Origin of the sequence: Methylobacterium sp. J-001, assembly GCF_022829565.1 — a bacterium.
GTDB lineage: Bacteria > Pseudomonadota > Alphaproteobacteria > Rhizobiales > Beijerinckiaceae > Methylobacterium.
Genome location: NZ_JAKSYN010000197.1, coordinates 50,963 through 68,848, shown reverse-complemented (window position 1 = coordinate 68,848; position 17,886 = coordinate 50,963). Strand labels below are relative to the sequence as shown.

At 67.0% G+C, this 17,886-nt stretch carries 20 protein-coding genes; 9 read left to right on the top strand and 11 right to left on the bottom strand.

Going from position 1 to position 17,886, the window contains the following annotated elements:
- Positions 1 to 77 precede the first annotated feature (77 nt).
- Together MKK65_RS24100 and MKK65_RS24095 are read right to left on the bottom strand one after the other, a co-directional pair.
- Positions 78 to 788, bottom strand: coding sequence for a hypothetical protein (locus tag MKK65_RS24100; protein ID WP_243960514.1), 711 nt, complete (start codon positions 786 to 788; stop codon positions 78 to 80).
- Positions 789 to 808: 20 nt separating this feature from the next.
- Complete coding sequence (locus MKK65_RS24095) at positions 809 to 1,939, bottom strand: AI-2E family transporter (protein WP_243960513.1); 1,131 nt, start codon at positions 1,937 to 1,939, stop codon at positions 809 to 811.
- A gap of 147 nt (positions 1,940 to 2,086) precedes the next feature.
- Here MKK65_RS24095 and purM point away from each other — a divergent pair, with 147 nt between their 5' ends.
- Together purM and purN are read left to right on the top strand one after the other, a co-directional pair.
- The gene (purM, locus tag MKK65_RS24090) at positions 2,087 to 3,154 is read left to right on the top strand and encodes a phosphoribosylformylglycinamidine cyclo-ligase (protein ID WP_243960512.1); all 1,068 of its coding nucleotides are present in this window, start codon (positions 2,087 to 2,089) and stop codon (positions 3,152 to 3,154) included.
- On the top strand, positions 3,154 to 3,804 hold the full coding sequence (gene purN, locus MKK65_RS24085; protein WP_243960511.1) for a phosphoribosylglycinamide formyltransferase: 651 nt from the start codon (positions 3,154 to 3,156) through the stop codon (positions 3,802 to 3,804). The genes purM and purN overlap by 1 nt, the downstream gene beginning before the upstream one ends.
- Before the next feature lie 59 nt (positions 3,805 to 3,863).
- On the opposite strand, the gene MKK65_RS24080 is transcribed toward purN, so the two are convergent.
- Complete coding sequence (locus MKK65_RS24080; RefSeq protein WP_243946790.1) at positions 3,864 to 4,229, bottom strand: hypothetical protein; 366 nt, start codon at positions 4,227 to 4,229, stop codon at positions 3,864 to 3,866.
- A gap of 169 nt (positions 4,230 to 4,398) precedes the next feature.
- Complete coding sequence (ndk, locus tag MKK65_RS24075) at positions 4,399 to 4,821, bottom strand: nucleoside-diphosphate kinase (RefSeq protein ID WP_243960510.1); 423 nt, start codon at positions 4,819 to 4,821, stop codon at positions 4,399 to 4,401.
- A 268-nt stretch (positions 4,822 to 5,089) separates the two neighbouring features.
- Between ndk and MKK65_RS24070 the strand changes: the two genes are divergently transcribed.
- Positions 5,090 to 5,554 (top strand): DUF2147 domain-containing protein, encoded by a 465-nt coding sequence (locus MKK65_RS24070; RefSeq protein ID WP_243960509.1) that lies wholly within the window; start codon positions 5,090 to 5,092, stop codon positions 5,552 to 5,554.
- 3 nt (positions 5,555 to 5,557) lie between these two features.
- On the opposite strand, the gene MKK65_RS24065 is transcribed toward MKK65_RS24070, so the two are convergent.
- The gene (locus MKK65_RS24065; protein ID WP_243960508.1) at positions 5,558 to 6,193 is read right to left on the bottom strand and encodes a glutathione S-transferase family protein; all 636 of its coding nucleotides are present in this window, start codon (positions 6,191 to 6,193) and stop codon (positions 5,558 to 5,560) included.
- A 234-nt stretch (positions 6,194 to 6,427) separates the two neighbouring features.
- Between MKK65_RS24065 and MKK65_RS24060 the strand changes: the two genes are divergently transcribed.
- The 4 genes from MKK65_RS24060 (at position 6,428) to MKK65_RS24045 (ending at position 10,156) form a co-directional block, all read left to right on the top strand.
- The gene (locus MKK65_RS24060) at positions 6,428 to 6,727 is read left to right on the top strand and encodes a hypothetical protein (RefSeq protein ID WP_058190357.1); all 300 of its coding nucleotides are present in this window, start codon (positions 6,428 to 6,430) and stop codon (positions 6,725 to 6,727) included.
- Positions 6,728 to 6,844: 117 nt separating this feature from the next.
- Complete coding sequence (locus MKK65_RS24055; RefSeq protein ID WP_243960507.1) at positions 6,845 to 8,884, top strand: FUSC family protein; 2,040 nt, start codon at positions 6,845 to 6,847, stop codon at positions 8,882 to 8,884.
- A 24-nt stretch (positions 8,885 to 8,908) separates the two neighbouring features.
- Entirely contained in the window at positions 8,909 to 9,103 is a 195-nt protein-coding gene (locus MKK65_RS24050; RefSeq protein ID WP_058190355.1) for a DUF1656 domain-containing protein, read from the top strand.
- On the top strand, positions 9,104 to 10,156 hold the full coding sequence (locus tag MKK65_RS24045) for an HlyD family secretion protein (RefSeq protein ID WP_243960506.1): 1,053 nt from the start codon (positions 9,104 to 9,106) through the stop codon (positions 10,154 to 10,156).
- Positions 10,157 to 11,234: 1,078 nt separating this feature from the next.
- On the opposite strand, the gene gatB is transcribed toward MKK65_RS24045, so the two are convergent.
- From gatB to MKK65_RS24020, 5 genes are all read right to left on the bottom strand, one after another.
- Complete coding sequence (gene gatB / locus MKK65_RS24040) at positions 11,235 to 12,707, bottom strand: Asp-tRNA(Asn)/Glu-tRNA(Gln) amidotransferase subunit GatB (protein ID WP_243960505.1); 1,473 nt, start codon at positions 12,705 to 12,707, stop codon at positions 11,235 to 11,237.
- 207 nt (positions 12,708 to 12,914) lie between these two features.
- Positions 12,915 to 13,214, bottom strand: a complete 300-nt coding sequence (locus MKK65_RS24035; protein ID WP_058190352.1) for a hypothetical protein — start codon at positions 13,212 to 13,214, stop codon at positions 12,915 to 12,917.
- The gene (gatA, locus tag MKK65_RS24030) at positions 13,211 to 14,689 is read right to left on the bottom strand and encodes an Asp-tRNA(Asn)/Glu-tRNA(Gln) amidotransferase subunit GatA (protein WP_243960504.1); all 1,479 of its coding nucleotides are present in this window, start codon (positions 14,687 to 14,689) and stop codon (positions 13,211 to 13,213) included. The genes MKK65_RS24035 and gatA overlap by 4 nt, the downstream gene beginning before the upstream one ends.
- Before the next feature lie 74 nt (positions 14,690 to 14,763).
- On the bottom strand, positions 14,764 to 15,051 hold the full coding sequence (gene gatC, locus MKK65_RS24025) for an Asp-tRNA(Asn)/Glu-tRNA(Gln) amidotransferase subunit GatC (RefSeq protein WP_243960503.1): 288 nt from the start codon (positions 15,049 to 15,051) through the stop codon (positions 14,764 to 14,766).
- A 137-nt stretch (positions 15,052 to 15,188) separates the two neighbouring features.
- On the bottom strand, positions 15,189 to 15,383 hold the full coding sequence (locus MKK65_RS24020) for a hypothetical protein (protein ID WP_243960502.1): 195 nt from the start codon (positions 15,381 to 15,383) through the stop codon (positions 15,189 to 15,191).
- A 117-nt stretch (positions 15,384 to 15,500) separates the two neighbouring features.
- Between MKK65_RS24020 and MKK65_RS24015 the strand changes: the two genes are divergently transcribed.
- Positions 15,501 to 16,067 (top strand): SMI1/KNR4 family protein, encoded by a 567-nt coding sequence (locus tag MKK65_RS24015; protein WP_058190349.1) that lies wholly within the window; start codon positions 15,501 to 15,503, stop codon positions 16,065 to 16,067.
- Positions 16,068 to 16,174: 107 nt separating this feature from the next.
- Positions 16,175 to 16,669 carry a Holliday junction resolvase RuvX gene (gene ruvX, locus MKK65_RS24010; protein ID WP_243960501.1) on the top strand — a complete coding sequence of 165 codons (495 nt, stop codon included), beginning with the start codon at positions 16,175 to 16,177 and terminating at the stop codon, positions 16,667 to 16,669.
- Here ruvX and dprA read toward each other — a convergent pair.
- Complete coding sequence (gene dprA / locus MKK65_RS24005) at positions 16,659 to 17,858, bottom strand: DNA-processing protein DprA (protein WP_243960500.1); 1,200 nt, start codon at positions 17,856 to 17,858, stop codon at positions 16,659 to 16,661. The two genes, ruvX and dprA, sit on opposite strands and share 11 nt — an antisense overlap.
- Positions 17,859 to 17,886: the final 28 nt, after the last annotated feature.

The window sequence follows — 17,886 nt, the reverse complement described above, 5'->3', positions numbered from 1 at the left end:
TTGCCGGTGCCGGCGCCTTTAGCATTCTACACCCGTAGCTTTCACGACGCTTTCGTGACGGCCACCGGGTTCCGATTTTACGCCTCCGCGTCGGCCTCGTCCTCAAAGCCCATGCGTCTTAGCACGGCCAGAGCCAGCGGCCGGCTGATCCGCCGTCCACGCCCGAGCGCGTCGCGGTCCAGTTCCGCTACCAAGTCCCGGGCCCGTCCGAGGGAGCGATCGATCCTCAGCGCCAGCGCGTCGATCACGCTGAGATCCACCACCAATTGCCGGTCGACGAACAGCTTGACCAAGACGGCGCGCAGCAGGGCGTCGTCCGGCGCCTCGATGGCGATGCTGGGGGCGAGGCGAAGACGGGAGCGCAGATCCGGTGTCGCGAGTCCCAGCGCGTCGATCCCGGCCGCGCTGGTCAGCAGGACCGGGCAGGCGAGTTCCCGGGCCCGATTGAGCAGGTGGAACAGGGCCGCCTCGTCCCGGCCGACGTCCCGGTCGATATCCTCGATGACCAACGCACCGTTCGACACGAGGTGCTGCACCGCGTCGGACCCGACCTCTGCCGCCGTCACCGTCCAGGCATGGGCTCGCTCCGCCCAGATTGCCGCCAGATGGCTTTTGCCGCTGCCCGACGGACCGTTCAGCACGAGCACGCTGTCGGGCCAATCCGGCCAGGCCTCGATCAGCAGGTACGCCGCCTCGTTCGCCGGCCCGACCAAGAAATCCTCGCGGCCGTAGCGGGGATCGAGCGGCAGATCGAAGGCCAACTGCCGGGGTGGGGCGTTCTCGCGCATGGGGGGCTCGGTTGGGGCGCTCAGGAGGAACGCACACCGGTGGTGGTTAAGGTTCGACCGCCCTCGTCATTGAGGTTGATCAGGACCGGTTGTTCGGCGTGGTAGAGGCGGCTTTGAAGATAGCGCGCCAGGGCGAAACGCACGAGGACGCCGATCGAAGCGGCCACCGGCACGGCGAGCAGCAGGCCGACGAAACCGAACAAGGACCCGAAGGCAAGCAGCGCGAACATCAGCCAGACCGGATGCAGGCCGGTGGATTCGCCGACGAGCTTCGGTGCGATGACATTGCCTTCGAGGAACTGGCCGATCAGGAACACGCCCACCGTCAGCCCGAGATGCAGCCAGTCGGAGGACGGCCAGAACTGCACCAGCGCGACGCCGACTGAGATGAGGAATCCGGTCAGCGTGCCGACATACGGGATGAAGGTCAGAAAGCCGGCGATCAGGCCGATCAGCACACCAAAATTGAGCCCGACCAGCCAGAGCCCCACTGCGTAGAAGCTGCCCAGGATCAGGCAGACCAGGGTCTGCCCACGCACGAAGCCGGTGATCGCGCCATCGATCTGGCGGGCGAGGTCGCGCACGGTGGCCCGGTGCCGGGGCGGCACCCAGCTGTCCAGGGCTGCCATCATCCGATCCCAGTCGACCAGAATGTAGAAGGCAACCACCGGAGTCACCACCAGCAGCGAAGCAATCGAGATCAGGGCCTGGCTGCCCGACCAGATCGACTTGAGGAAGGCGAGCAGCCACGCGCCGCCCTGACTCGCCAGGGTGCCCACGGAGGATTGGAGCTCGGTCAGCACGTTGTCGCCGCCGACTCGCTCGAGCAGCGGACCGGCACGTTCGGCGATGATCCCCTGGAGCCGCGAAACCATGCCGGGCAGTGCGTTGACCAGGGCGGCCACTTGGTTTCCGGTGAGCGGGATCAGGATCAGCAGCGAAACGATCAGCGCGATTACAAACAGGGCCAGGATCAGCAGGCTCGCGGCCAGGCGACCGAGCCCGAGGCGTTCCAGCCGGTCGGCCAGGGGATCGAGCAGATACGCCAGAGCGATTCCCGCCACGAAGGGCAGCATCACCTCCCGCAGCAGGTAGACGAGGATGCTGAGTGCGACGAGTATCGCAAGCCCGATCACAGCCCGTGCGCGCATGATGTCGTCCTCCCCCCGACGCCTCATACTACGCCCCGCCGCAGAGTGGGCATCGGCCTTCCGCCGATCAAGCCTCGGCGCAGGCGACTCGCGCGGCGCGCTGGAAGCCGCTAGAGCGAAGCCGATGTTGACCGGGACGACGCTGGCATGACGGCCAAGGATGGACAGGGACTGACCTACGCGGAGGCGGGCGTCGATATCGATGCCGGCAACGCGATGGTCGAGACGATCAAGCCGCTGGTGCGCTCGACGCGACGGCCGGGAGCGGATGCCGAGATCGGCGGCTTCGGCGGCCTGTTCGATCTGAAGGCCGCGGGATTTCGCGATCCGATCCTGGTGGCGGCGAACGACGGCGTCGGCACCAAGGTCAAGATCGCCATCGAGACCGGCCGGCACGACACGATCGGCATCGACTTGGTGGCGATGTGCGTGAACGACCTCGTGGTCCAGGGCGCCGAGCCGCTCTTCTTTCTGGATTATTACGCGACGGGCAAGCTGGTACCAGGTGTCGGCGCCGACATCGTGCGCGGCATCGCCGAAGGCTGCCGGCAGGCGGGCTGCGCGCTGATCGGCGGCGAGACCGCGGAGATGCCCGGACTCTATGACGGCTCGGATTACGATCTCGCCGGCTTCTCGGTCGGCGCGGCCGAGCGCGGCACGCTCCTGCCGAAGGCGGGCATCAAGCCGGGCGACGTGGTGCTCGGCCTGCCCTCCTCCGGGATCCATTCCAACGGCTTCTCGCTCGTCCGCCGGATCGTCGCCAAGACCGGCCTCGGTTGGGACGCTCCGGCGCCGTTCGATCCGTCGCGCGGCCTCGGCGATGCCCTGCTGGAGCCGACCCGGATCTACGTGAAGCCGCTGCTCGCCGCGCTTGCGGCGACAGACGGCATCCGCGCGCTGGCCCACATCACCGGCGGCGGCTTCCCCGACAACCTGCCCCGGGTACTGCCGGACGATGTCGGCATCGCCATCGACCTCGATGCGATCACCCCGCCGGCGGTGTTCGGCTGGCTCGCCCGCGAGGGCGGTGTCGCCGAGGCGGAGATGCTGCGGACGTTCAATTGCGGGATCGGCATGGTGGTGATTGCCGCCGCCGAGGCGGTCGACGATGTCGACGAGGCCCTCACCCGAGCCGGGGAGGCGCCCGTACGCCTCGGCCGGATCACCGCGCGCGGGCCCGAGCCCGTGACCTTCAGCGGACGCCTCGCGCTTTGATGGCGAGTCCCCGCAAGACCCGCGTCGCGGTCCTGATTTCGGGGCGCGGGTCGAACATGGTCGCGTTGATCGAGGCGGCGAAGGATCCGGCCTACCCGGCCGATATCGTGCTAGTGCTGTCGAATCGGCCGGACGCTGCCGGCCTGGGCCGGGCGGCCGAAGCCGGGATCCCGGCCCGGGCGGTCGACCACAGGGCCTTTCCGGATCGCGCCAGCTTCGACGCTGCCCTCGACGCCGAGCTGCGCGCTGCCGACGTCGATCTCGTGTGCCTGGCCGGATTCATGCGGATCTTCACGCCGGCCTTCGTTGCCGGTTGGGCGGGGCGGATGCTCAACATCCATCCCTCGCTGCTGCCCCTGTTCAAGGGCACGCATACGCACGCGCAAGCTCTCGAAGCCGGCGTGCGACTCCACGGCTGCACGGTACACTTCGTGGTGCCGGAACTCGATGCCGGGCCGATCGTGGCGCAGGCTGCCATCCCGGTGCGCGAGGGCGACGACCCCGATAGCCTCGCCGACCGGGTGATCGTCCAGGAGCGCCGTCTCTACCCGGCGGTTCTGGCTCTGGTGGCCGACGGACGCGCTCGCCTTGAAGGTGATCGCGTTGTCATCGCCGACACCGCGCCTGAAGGCGTCTTGTTCAGCGTGTAATGGGGATCCCGAAGGGACGAGTCCCTTCGGCAGGGTCCGGGGCAGCGCCCCGGGAATGATCAGACCGGCCGCTGCAGCTTGCAGCTGTCGAGTGCCGACAGAGCCTTGGCGCGGGCGGAGTCGTTGAAATAGCCGGTGGCCCGGTAGGCTTCGATCTCGGACTCATCGAGGCTGCGCAGCGTCTGCTTGGCGTAGCAGCCGCAAGGACGCTCTAGGGAAGCCTCAGGGGCGCTGGTCAGCCGGGCCTGAACGATCGTGCAGGCGTGGCGTACGCGGCCCTCAAGATTCGCCTTGGTGGCGGTCTTGAGCGCGGGATCCGGCTCGTACTGTTGGAACGGGGCCGGGGATCCGCCCGCGAGAGCGGCGGTCGCGCCGATCGCGATCAGGCCGGTCGCGATCAGCAGGGGCAGGCGGCGCATCGTCATGGTCTTGGCGGTCCAGAGCTGAGGTTGGGTAACCTTGACCGTTGGTCGCCTTCTACCCTCGATCCGTCAATGACGGTCCGGACACACCGGGGGGCATTTGCCGCGCCGCCGGGTGGGCCACGCCCGGATGGCGCGCCGGTGTGCCCGACCCGCCACCCTGATTTCCGCCTCAGGCGGCGATATCGGAATCCTGGAAGAACTGCGCGATTTCGAGCTTGGCGTTCTCGGCGCTGTCGGAGCCGTGCACGGTGTTTTCGCCAACCGACTCGGCGAACCGCTTGCGGATGGTGCCCTCGGCGGCCTGGGCCGGGTTCGTGGCGCCCATGACTTCGCGATACTTCGCCACGGCGTTCTCGCCCTCGAGCACCTGCACCACCACCGGGCCGGAGGTCATGAAGCTCACGAGCTCGCCGAAGAACGGCCGCTCCTTGTGGACCTCGTAGAACTTTTCCGCCTGCTCCTTGGTCATGCGAATGCGGCGCTGAGCGACGATGCGCAGGCCCGCCTCCTCGATCACCGCATTCACGGCGCCGGTCAGGTTGCGCCGGGTGGCGTCGGGCTTGAGGATCGAGAAGGTGCGCTCGGTGGCCATGGTCTGTCCGGTCTGTCTGTGGAAAAGGCGGCAGGTGCGCGCCGGGCTGACGCGCGCATCGCAGGCGCGAAAATTCGCTTCCGCGGCAGGCTTATAGCGGGCGCCCTACCGGGCCTCAAGCCGCCCTAGACGGCGGGATGGGACAAGCGTGGCCGTGGCTCTGCCGCAACACCGCCGAAAAATCGCCTGATTGCGACGGTTCTGTCGACCCAAGCCGATTTCGTCCACCCCACAGGCGCCTTCGGTGCCCAATATTCGGAGACGAACCATGCGCCTCGCCCTCAGCACTGCTCTCCTCCTCGGCGGCCTCTCCGCCGCCGCCGCCGACACCGGGAAGGATCCGTCCGGCACCTGGCTCACCGGGGATGGCCGCGCGAAGATCCGGATCGACCGATGCGGCCCCGGCCAGAAACTCGTGTGCGGCAAGGTCGTCTGGCTCAAGGTGCCGACCGCCGAGAACGGCGTTGCAAGGACCGATGCGAAGAACCCCGATCCGAAGAAGCGTAGCCGTCCGGTTATCGGGCTGCAGCTCATCGACGGACTGAAGCCGGACGACGAGAAATTCACCGGCGAACTCTACAACATCGAAGAGGGCAAGGTTTACACCGTCAGCCTCGAGCGCGAGAGCGAGGCCGAGCTCAGTGTCTCGGGCTGCATGCTCAAGGTGCTGTGCGGCTCGCAGACCTGGACCCGGGTGCCGGACGTGAACCAGCAGGCCGCCAACAAGAACTGACGCTCAGATCGCCGCGAGGCCGCGCTGTACGGCCGGCCTCGCCAGGACGGTATCCAGCCAGCGCGCGACATTCGGCAAGCCGGCAATCTCGACACCTTGCTTGAAATTCAGTTTGGCCCAAGTCACCGTCGCGATGTCGGCGATCGAATAATCGCCAGCCAGATAGTCCCGCCCCGTCAGCCGCCGCTCCAGGACGCCGTAGAGGCGGTTTGCCTCCGCGGTGAACCGGTCGATGGCGTAGGGCACTTTCTCGGGTGCGTAGATCTTGAAGTGATGCGTCTGGCCGAGCATGGGTCCAAACCCCGCCACCTGCCAGAACAGCCACTCATCCACGGCCACCCGGGCCCGCTCGTCCGTCGGGTAGAACTGGCCCGTCTTGCGGCCAAGATATTGAAGGATCGCGCCGGACTCGAACACTGTGATCGGTTGCCCACCTGGCCCGTCCGGATCGACAATTGCCGGTATTTTGTTGTTGGGCGAGATCGCGAGGAAGTCGGGAGCGAATTGCTCATTCTTCGCGATGTTGACCGGGATCACACGATAGGGGAGCCCGCATTCCTCGAGCATGATCGGAATCTTCCAGCCGTTCGGCGTGCTCCAGGTATGGAGGTCGATCGGCCGTCCCGACACCGCTGCCATGATTGATCTGCTCCACGACCGATCGCACGGCGGCGCGGCGTTCCCCCGCCGATCTCGGACACTCGCGGCAATGAAGACGATTTCCCGGCTGCGCTCAAGAGCATCGCTGACGCGTGGCTCACGTTTACGAGATCGCAGGCCTGACCTGTTGGCGAAAGCCGCCAAGCCCTTGTCGCGACCGCGCGCGCGCGGTGAGATCGCATCCCGGAACCGTTGCGATTCCGGGGGGATTCGATGATCGACCGATTTGTGCGGATCGCGGTGCTCACAGCACCGCTGTTTGCGGCCCAGCCGCTCTTGGCCAAGGACGCGCCCGCGATGCCTCCGGCCGCAAGCCAGGCTCCGGCGGCTGCGCCGGCTGCACCCGCCGTCAAGGCGCCGAGCCCCGGGCAAAGCGCTGCGCGGGAGCGGCAAAAGACGTGCGGCGCCGAGTGGCGCGGGCTCACCGATGCGCAGAAGGCCGCCCAGGGACCCAAATGGCCTCAGTTCTGGAGCAGCTGTAACAAGCGCTTGAAGGGAGGCGACAAAGCCTAAAGAAACCCGAACCGCCGCGCTTCTCATTCGTTTCTGGATTTCGAACGGTTGAAGCGGGAACCAGCGCGGACATGATGGATCGGCGGGCGTCCTGGCCGGTGGCGGCTCGCGTGCGGCATGGCTGAGGCGTCGGTCGCCGCGGGCAAAAACCAGCCTGCCGCCCCTCTCACCGATCGTCTTGTCGGCTTTCTTGATGCCTGGGTACCCAAGCCTGCAGCTTGGGCCTACGCGTTGCGCATCTGGATTGCCATGATGCTGGCGCTCGCCGCGGCTTTCTGGCTTCAGCTGGATAGCGCATCCTCGGCGGCGACCTGCGTTGCGATTTTGGCTCAGCCCAAACGGGGGCAGGCGCTCTCCAAGGCCGTCTACCGCCTGCTCGGGACGCTGATCGGCGCTGCCGTGTCCATCGTGTTCATGGCGGCGTTCGGGCAGGACCGGGTCCTGTTGCTGGTCTCGTTCACGGTCTGGATGGGACTATGCGTATTCACGGCGCAGTACCTCCAGGATACCCGCGCCTACGGCGCGATGTTGTCGGGCTACACGGTGGCAATCATCGCGCTGGGCCAGATCGACGAGCCGCAAGGCACTTTCGACGCCGCGGTCTCCCGCGTGGCCGTCATCGTGTTGGGCATCCTCGTCATCACGTTCATCAACGACGCCCTCGCCTCTCCGAGCACGTGGCGGGCGCTGTTGCCGCAACTTGGCAAAGCCTGGGATGACACGCGCGCTTACGCGCGCGAGACGCTGGACAAGGGCGATCTCGGCGCCTCCCGCACCGCTGCGCTGATCCGCACCATCGCGCCGATGCGTGCCGATGCCAACGCTATCGCCGGGGAGCTGGATGACGGTCCTTGGCGTGCCGCGGGTGCGCGCAGCTGCATTGCGGCCCTCTATGTCCTGGCGGCGGCGATCCGTGCCGTCGCAGCCGCCGCCGCTTGTCTGCGCATGCGCAGCCCCGCCGTTGAGGAAGCGCTCCGGATCTGCAGTCGTGTCGCCGATGATCCGGATCCCGAGACCCTTGAGCGGGATGACGAGCGCCTGCGTGATCTCGTCGATGCCGCGATCCGGGATGGCAACCGGCCTCTCGACGAGGTCGTGGTGCTCCAGCGTGCCCTTGACGTGGTCTGCGCGGCAACGTTCGCGCAGGACGGTATGCGAGCCGTGGCCGACGGCCATCGACCCTTGCGCGACGCGAACCTGCCGACCCACCGAGATTTTCCCGTGGCCCTGCGCGGTGCGTTGCGGGTGGCCATCGGTTTCGCGGTGACGGCCGCCACCTTTGTGGCACTCGGTTTGCCGCAGGCCTCCTTTGCGCTGGTTCAGGTCGCCGCCACCGCAGCCCTGTCCTCGGTGACACCCGACCCGAAAAAGTTCGCCAACGGCGTGGTGATCGGGATGAGTCTCGCAGCGACCTTCGCGGGTATCGCCCGCTTCGCGTTTCTCGACGGTGTCCAAGGCTTCCCGATGCTCGCCATCGTGATGGCCCCGGTCATCTTCCTTGGGTGCTTCCTGTCACTGAATCAGAAGACCTTCGGGATCGGCTTCATCCTGATCGTGTTCTTCCCGGTGCTGCTCGGCCCCTCCAATCCGCAGAGCTACGACGCCCAGACCTTTCTGCTGAACGGGTTCCTCGTCGTGGCCGCCGCCATCATCCTGTCGATTGTGGTGCGCGTGCTGTTGCCGGTCACGCCGGCGCAGCAGCGGGTCTATGCCCTCGAGTCGGCGCAGCGGGCCCTGGCCGATGCCCTCGTGGGTGAAGGTGGCGACGCGACAACCCGCACCAGCCTGAACGCCGACCGCCTGTTCCAGTTCGCCGGTTACAGCTCGGGCAGCGGGGCGGTGCGGCGGGCGAGCCTCTCGCACGCTTTCGCACTGGCTCGGTTGGAGGCCGCAGCTGCGCGGGCCCATGCCGAGCTACGCCGGCTCTGGCCGGTCGAATCGTTGCGCGGAGCGATCCAGCGGGCTCGAGCAGGCTTGGCCTGTGGCGACGACCGAGCTCTGGAGACAGGCGCCCGCGACCTCATCCGTGCGGCCTCGCGGCAGGACCGAACCGTGCGGCTGTCCACGGCGCGGGCTGCGAGCGATCTGGTTACGGCGGCGCGAACCATCGCGCGTCACCGGCAGTTCCTTCGTCGCCTCGACGTCGCACTCTTCTAACGCAAAGGTTTATCCGAGACCGGCATGTACGAGGACATCCACATCGGCGGGGTGCTGATCTCCTCGTTCGTCGGTTATGCGCTTGCCGCCTTCGTGATCCTCCTCGGACTGCGCTGGGTTTTCGCCCGTATCCGCTTCAGCCATTACGTTGCCAACGCCCCGCTCGCCGAGGCCGGCATCTACGTGTGTGTCCTCGCCCTCCTGATTGCGTTCATCTAGATGCCTGCCACCACCGCCGACGAGGACGATCCGAAGGCCGCTCCACGCGAGGAGGCGCAGAGCCGAACCGATCCGCCGCCGCTCACCGCGCGCCGGGGCCGCGCCGCGAAGATCTTTCGCTTGGCCGCTACCGGCGTGATCCTGCTTCTTGCCTTTGTGGCTGCGGCGTTCGTCTGGGAATTCTACGTTGCCGCACCTTGGACCCGGGACGGAAGCGTCCGCGTTCAGGTTGCCAATATCGCCCCGCAGGTGTCGGGGCAGATCGTGTCGTTGCGCGTCCAGGATAACCAGTTCGTCCATAAAGGCGACCTGCTCTACGTGATCGATCCGGTCGATTTCGAGGTCGCGGTCACCTCGGCCGATGCCGAGGTGAAGAACCGCGAGGCCGACCTTCAGGTGAAGAACGCGCAATCGGCCCGGCGCCAAGCGCTCACCACCGTCTCAACCTCGGTGGAGGAGAAACAACAATTTGCCGGAGCGGCCAAGATCGCCGAGGCGACTCTGGAAAGCGCTCAGGCGCAGCTGCGGCAGGCGAAGGTCAACCTCGGACGGACCCAGGTAAAATCTACGGTCAATGGTCGGGTGACCAACCTCCTGATGCGTGTGGGTGACTACGCGCGCACAGGGACCTCGAACATCAGCATCGTTGATACGGATTCGTTCTGGATCGACGGCTATTTCGAGGAGACCAAGATGGCCAACATCCATGTCGGCGACGCCGCTGACGTCAAACTGATGGGCTACGATCCGCATATCAGCGGGACGGTCGAAAGCATCACCCTCGGCATCTCCACCGCTAACGCCGCCGCGAGCACGCAGGGGCTGCCGGACGTGAACCCGGTCTACACCTGGGTGCGCCTGGCCCAGCGCGTCCCGGTGCGCGTCCGTATCGACAAGAAGCCCGCCGACATGCCCCTGGTGGCCGGCATGACCGCGACGGTGGTGGTGGGTACCGGCCGAGCGCCGATGCCAACGTGGTTCATGGATCTGCGTAACCGGGTCTCGGGGCTGACAAACAGCGCGATCGGCACACAGGAGGCGGATCGGCGCTAAGACCGGCCAGGGACGGGACTCCTCAAAGCCTTGCTGGGTTCACGCCGTATGGTCCCGGAGGACCCGGCGCCGAAAGGGTCCCCGTGATCCGGACCGCACGCTGCGCGGCCCCTCGTTGTACTTAGCGACTTAGCCCTGACCGCTCCGGTTAAAGCCGCACCCTTCATCATCCAGAATGGCCAACCTTTCGCTGGCGCCGGGCGACAGAAGCGAATGGGTGGGTTCGATCACGCCTGGGCGCAGGTGGTCTACTGTGGGCAGAAGCAGGTCCTGTCCGAGGTCCCGCCAACCTGTCCCACAGAGGTCTGGCGAAGGCAGAGCCGGACCGGTGCTACAGCAACGGTATTCAGCGCAAGGTCGGCGCCGAAAGAGCAATCAGCGACGAGGTGGAGGAAGCCGCGAGCCTGATCCTGAGCAACAGCCTCGCCAGGAAACAGTCTTCCGACAACGTCCTGGGGGAGGCTGACAGACGCAGTCAGCGTTGCGACGCAGACGGATCCTCCGAGCGAGCCATCCCTCGTTTCATCGACGACGACCGACTCGGCAATCTAGTGATATGGGAAAATTCCTATGGTGCCGTCAACGTTTTGCGGCGTGGTGCTCAACCCCGCAAGACTTTGCTTTGGCGATACTGCATTGCAGCGCGATTGATCGGGCTTCGAGGAAAGGAAGCGCGGCCGGAAATTCCGTATTGACGCAAGTCAAAAGCCGGCGCAGTCTTCAGGGGTGTTCGGCGACAACGGACACAGACCAGATCAACGGACAGCATGTCGGGAATGTGCTGCGTCAGATTGGTTGGTCGAAGCTGGAGGAGACAGGCATGACTCCACCGCAGCGTGGCGCCGCTTAGACGGTTTTGGGACAGGTTCGGCCCGGAGCTCAGCGGCACCAGACGAATAGCCAGACGGAAGCGACCCCAGGGGCGCAGAAGCGGCCGTGATATGGCCCGTCTTCGAATGCGCGAAAGGCCCCACTTAGCGCCGCTTCCGCCGCGGTTTCTCATCGCAGGACCTGTTCCACCATCACCCGCCCGGCAAGGCCGCGGCGGGATAAATCGATGGCATGATCCGGGTGTCGCTCAGGCGATCCCGAGCTTGTCCTTGAGCAGCGCGTTGACGGCCGCCGGGTTCGCCTTGCCGCCGGTCGCCTTCATGGTCTGGCCGACGAACCAGCCGAGCAGGGTCGGCTTCTCCTTGGCCTGGGCGACCTTATCGGGGTTGGCCGCGATGATCTGGTCGATGGCGGCCTCGATGGCGCCGGTGTCGGTCACCTGCTTCATGCCGCGGCTCTCGACGACGGCGCGCGGATCGCCGCCCTCGGTCCAGACGATCTCGAACAGGTCCTTCGCGATCTTGCCGGAGATCACGCCCTCGCCGATCAGGTCGACGATCGCGCCGAGCTGATCGGCCGAGACTGGCGTCGCTTCGATCGAGAGGCCCTCCTTGTTCAGGCGGCCGAACAGCTCGTTGATCACCCAGTTCGCGGCAGCCTTGCCGTCGCGTCCCTGGGCCACCGCCTCGTAGTAATCAGCCGAGGCCCGCTCGGCCACGAGCACGCCGGCATCGTAGGGCGAGAGGCCGTAATCCTTGACGAACCGGGCCTTCTTAGCGTCCGGCAGCTCCGGCAGGCCGGCGGCCAGGGCGTCGACATAGGCCTGGTCGAATTCGAGCGGCAGCAGGTCGGGATCGGGGAAGTACCGGTAATCGTGCGCCTCTTCCTTGGAGCGCATCGAGCGGGTCTCGCCCTTGCCCGGATCGAACAGGCGCGTCTCCTGGTCGATCTTTCCGCCATCCTCCAGGATCGCGATCTGGCGGCGCGCTTCGGTCTCGATTGCCTGGCCGATGAAGCGGATCGAGTTGACGTTCTTGATCTCGCAGCGCGTGCCGAGCGGCTCACCCGGGAGGCGCACCGAGACGTTCACGTCGGCGCGGAGCGAACCTTTCTCCATGTCGCCGTCGCAGGTGCCGAGATAGCGCAGGATCGTGCGCAGCTTGGTCACGTAGGCCTTGGCCTCCTCCGACGAGCGCAGATCCGGCCGGGAGACGATCTCCATCAGCGCCACGCCCGAGCGGTTGAGGTCGACGAAGCTCTTGGTCGGATCCTGGTCGTGCAGCGACTTGCCCGCATCCTGCTCCAGATGCAGGCGCTCGATGCCGACCGTGATCGACGTGCCGTCGAGCATGTCGACCAGCACCTCACCCTCTCCGACGATCGGGTCCTTGTACTGCGAGATCTGGTAGCCCTGCGGCAGGTCCGGGTAAAAATAGTTCTTCCGGTCGAACACCGAGCGCAGGTTGATCTGGGCCTTCAAGCCCAAGCCGGTACGGACCGCCTGCGCGATGCATTCCTGATTGATCACCGGAAGCATGCCGGGCATGGCGGCATCGACCAGAGAGACGTGATCGTTCGGCTCTGCCCCGAACTCGGTGGAGGCGCCGGAAAACAGCTTGGCCCGGCTGGAGACCTGGGCATGGACTTCCATGCCGACGATCACCTCCCAGTCGTGCAGGCCGCCCTTGATAAGTTTTTTGGGATCGACAGGTGCGTTCATGGTCGTCCGGGCCGGAAAAGGCTTGTCAGGGGCTTCCATTCCCACCCCCTCATCCTGAGGCGCCGCGAAGCGGCCTCGAAGGAGGGCTCCAGGGATCGCGCGCCCGCTGGAGGCTCCTTCGAGGTCCGCTCGCGCGGGCACCTCAGGATGAGGGCGCGAGTAGGAGCAGGCGTCGTCCGATCACTTACGGGTCGCATGCGTCAAGAATCAAGCGCGGCGGGCGATCGCCCGGCGGGCCCCGTAGCCGATCATCGCCCAGAGCAGAGCCGCGATGGCCCGCACCGGAAAGAAGGTCGGCCCGTCGTGGGTGATCGGGGCTGGCCACGGTATTCCGGCGGCGCTCACCGCCCAAGAGAACAGCACCGAGAAGCCCAGCGCCGCAATCGCCGCGATGAACACCTTCCCGAACTGGCTGGCGGTCCAGCCGAGATAGACCGCCACTACGATCAGCGCCGGGTCGAACGCGGCCCAGATCCAGACCGTCCAGGGATAGAACGGGACGGTCATGACCACCAGGGCTCGGGCAGGATGGTCCGGCCGGCGGCCTCCTCGATCACCTGGGCGACCGCGAACAGCGTCTCCTCGTCGAACGGCCGGCCGATCAGCTGGAGGCCCAGCGGCAGGCCCTGGCCGTCGATGCCGGCGGGCACCGCGATTCCTGGCAGCCCCGCCATGTTCACCGTCACGGTGAACACGTCGTTGAGATACATCTCCACCGGGTCGGCTGAGGCCTTCTCGCCGATCCCGAACGCCGAGGACGGCGTCGCAGGGGTCAGGATCGCGTCGACGCCCGCCGCATAGGCCTGCTCGAAGTCGCGCTTGATCAGCGTGCGGATCTTCTGAGCGCGCACGTAATACGCGTCGTAATAGCCGGCCGAGAGCACGTAGGTGCCGATCATGATCCGGCGCTTGACCTCGCGGCCGAAGCCGGCGGCGCGGGTGTTCTCGTACATCCCGGCGATGTCCTTGCCGGGCACGCGCAGGCCGTAGCGGACGCCGTCGTAGCGGGCGAGGTTCGAGGAGGCCTCCGCCGGGGCGACGATGTAATAGGCCGGCAGCGCCGACGAGGTGTGCGGCAGCGAGATCTCCTTGATCGTCGCGCCGGCATCCTTCAGCCAGGCGGCGCCGTCGTCCCAAAGCTTCTGGATCTCGGCCGGCATGCCGTCGACCCGGTACTCCTTGGGGATGCCGATGGTCAGGCCCTTCACGCCGCGGGAGACCGCGGCCTCGAAATCCGGCACCGGGAGGTCGACGCAGGTGGTGTCGCGGGCGTCCGGGCCGGCCATCGAGCCGAGCAGGATCGCGCAATCGCGCACCGTGCGGGCGATCGGGCCGGCCTGGTCCAGGGAGGAGGCGAAGGCCACCGTACCCCAGCGCGAGCAGCGGCCGTAGGTCGGCTTGATCCCCACCGTGCCGGTGAAGGCGGCGGGCTGGCGGATCGATCCGCCGGTATCCGTTGCGGTGGCACCCAGGCAGAGCCGCGCCGCGACTGCCGCAGCCGAGCCGCCGGACGAGCCGCCCGGCACCAGCTGCGCGTCGGAGCCCTTACGCCGCCAGGGCGAGACCACGTTGCCGTAGGCGCTGGTCTCGTTGGACGAGCCCATGGCGAATTCGTCGAGGTTCAGCTTTCCCAGCATCACCGCGCCGTCGCGCCACAGGTTGGCCGAGACGGCGGATTCGTAGTGCGGGACGAAGGCCTCCAGAATCTTGGAGCCGGCGGTGGTGGTCACGCCCTCGGTGCAGAACAGGTCCTTGATCCCCAGCGGGATGCCCTCCAGCGGGCGAGCCTCGCCGGTGGCGAGCTTCTGGTCCGCCTCATCCGCCATCTTGAGGGCGTGGTCGGGCGTCTCACGGATGTAGGCATTCAGCACGCGGGCCTTGGCCATCGCGTCGAGATGCGCCTGGGTCAGTTCGCGGGCCGAGATCCGCTTCGCCTTGAGGGCGTCGCGTGCCTCGGCCAGGGTGAGTTCGTTCGGATCCACGCTGTTCACGTCCTCGCGCGCGCCGTCGCGCGCATGCCGCCAGAATTCATGCTTCGCCGAAGGCCGGAAGCAGCCTACTCGACGACCTTCGGAACCAGGAAGTAATTGCTTTCGGTCTCGGGGGCGTTGGCGACCACGTCGGCGGCGCGGCCGCCCTCGGTGACGACGTCCTCACGCTTCTTCATCGCCATCGGGGTGACCGAGGTCATCGGCTCGACGCCGGACACGTCCACCGCGCCGAGCTGCTCGACGAAGGCCAGGATGGCGTTCAACTCACCCTGCAGCGGACCGACCTCGTCGTCGGTGACTGCGATCCGCGCCAGATGCGCGATGCGCCGAACCGTCTTCTCGTCGACCGACATGCCGTCCCGTTCACCCTTGCCCGGGGGGCTTCCCCGGCGCCAAGCCGGGCTATAGCACTGCGCTTCGACGCGCCGCAACGCGGGCGATGGCCCGCTCGGCGACACCGCTGGAACAGACCCGGTGAGGCCGGCTCGGATCAAGTCACCACGTGGTTCGGCGTGACCGACATCTCGATCAGGATCCCGGCGCGCCGCACTGGCTGCAGGACTGACAGCGAAACACCGAGGACCAGCACTTCGAAGGCCAGGACCAGCATCCAGCACTGCTTGCGGGTCATGGTCTGCGGGCGGCGGGACGGGCGTACAGCGGTGGGTTGGCCGATCGTCGACATGGCGATACCCGGAACGAGAATTAACGAAGTCTTAACCGACTTATTCGCGAACGGCTCCGGGCGCAGCTGTGTCGATCTGCGGATAAGGTTAAGCCTGTGGACGGTGGAGCGGGTGTGATGTGGGAACAGGTTTTCACGAGCCTGTCGGCCGGGTTTACGGCACAACCGGCCGACTTGGACCGGGCGGCGGCGGAGCTGGGCTTCCCCCTGCCTGCGTCCTACCGCAGCTTCTGCGAGACCTGCGGTATTGGCTTGGCGGGCGAGCAATTCCGGATCGCCGTCCCGGCACCGTTCGAGGCTAGCGATCTCGCCACGCAAGCCGGGGTCATCGCCATCAGTGTCGGCAATGCCGTGGCGATGCTTGAGGATGGCGATGCGGCGCACCGATTCGATGTCGAGGACGGTGACCCCGCGGTGATCGAGCGCGCCTGCTTCTTCGGCGTGGGCGAAGATGGCAGCTTCCTGTTCTGGGACGTCGCCGGGACCGGCGAGGAGTACGATATCTGGCTTCTGGCCCCCGACCTGGAGACGGTGCGCTTCGGCGGTGAAAGCCTGACCGACTTCTTCGGCCGCGTGACCAGGCCGTCCGCTGCACTGGTCCTGGGACCTGGCGCGACGCCGCTTCCCGCTCGATTCGAGGGGATCGCGGAAGCAACGCTGGCGCGGGGCACCGGGGTCGCTTAGAGCATCGCCCAGGATCGGGATCCCAGGCGATGCTCTAAGTTTCGACGCGGCATCGTTTTTTCCGAAAGACCGTCAACACCTTTCGGAACGATGCATCAGGCAGCGGCATGAATTTCGACGAAATCCGCATTTTCGCCGCCGCATCGCGCGGCGGCGCGCGCCTGATCGGAGTCGATCTCGGCACCAAGACGATCGGGCTCGCCCTATCGGATCTCGGCCGCCAGATCGCCACGCCGCTCGAGACGATCCGGAGGGTCAAGTTCACACCAGACGCGCAGCGGCTTGCGGCGCTCTGCCGGCAGCACGCGGTCGGGGGCTTGGTGATCGGCCTTCCCCTGAACATGGATGGCAGCGAAGGACCGCGCGTTCAATCGACCCGCGCCTTCGTGCGCAATCTCAAGCCGATCATCGATATCCCGCACGTGTTCTTCGACGAGCGCCTGTCCACCGCCGTGGTCACCCGGGCGCTGATCGAAGCGGATGCCTCCCGGGCCCGGCGCGGCCAGCTCGTCGATAAGCTGGCCGCCGCCTATATCCTGCAGGGGTGCCTGGACGTGATGCGCAACTTGGCCGACTCTGATGCGGAGCCGGTCAGCGACTGAGCAGCGAGACCGCTCCGCTGCCGTGTCGCTCGATCCGGCCGTCGAGTTCCAGCTCCAGCAAAACTGTCTGTACCACTCGGGCGCCGACCCCGGCGCTGCGCGCGAGTTCGTCGGTCCCGACCGGGCTCGGCCCGAGCAGAGCGATGATCTTCTGGCGGTCGTCCGTCGGCTCGTCCGGTTCGATCGGCGGTGCCTCGTAGCTGAAACCCGAAGGGCTGCCGTCGATCGAAAACACCCGTCCCTCCAGCTCGATCTCGTCCCAGAAATCCGGCTGCTCGGCGAGGTCCGGCCGCTGCCGGGCGGGGGCGGCGTCGGGGTTGGGACCACGCTCAATGATCGGGCCGATGACGTCGATGACGTGCTGCACCTCGGCGACTAGGGTCGCGCCCTGCCGGATTAGGTCGTTGGTGCCTTCCGCGCGCGGGTCCAGAGGCGAGCCCGGGACGGCGAACACTTCGCGGTTCTGCTCGAGGGCATACCGCGCTGTGATCAGTGAGCCGGAGCGGCGCGCCGCCTCGACCACGATCGTCCCGTACGACACGCCCGAGATGATGCGGTTGCGGCGGGGGAAATCGCGGCCGCGCGCCTCCCAGCCCATGGGCATCTCGGCGAGCACCGCGCCACCCTCCCCCAGGATCGCGTCGACCAGGGCGGCGTGGGCGGCCGGATAAATTCGGTCCTGACCGCCGGCCATCACCGCGATCGTGCCGCTCTGCAGGCTAGCCTTGTGGGCGCGGGCGTCGATCCCCCGGGCGAGGCCCGACACGACGGCGAGCCCGGCTTCCCCGAGGCCCCGGGCCAGTCGCTCGGTGAAAGCGAGCCCCGCGGTCGAAGCGTTGCGCGAGCCCACGAGGGCGACAGCAGGCCGGTTCAGAATGTTCGGGTGGCCGCACACGGCGATGAGGGGCGGCGCCGCGTCGGCGCACTGGAGCAGGCGCGGATAATCCGGCTCGCCGGTGGCCAACAGCCGCCCTCCGAGACGCGCCAGGGCTGCGAGCTCGTCCTCGGCCTGGCCGCGGCTCGGCGGCTCGATGCGTCGGCCGCGGCGCTGGGTCAGGTCCGGCAGGGCTTCGAGCGCTGCGGTCGCGCCGCCGAACCGGTTGATGAGGGTGCGGAAGCTGCGCGGGCCGATACCCTCGGTCCGGATCAGACGTAGCCAGTCGAGGCGCTGGGCATCGGTGAGCTGCATGACGCACCCCGGATCGCGCCTCGGCGCG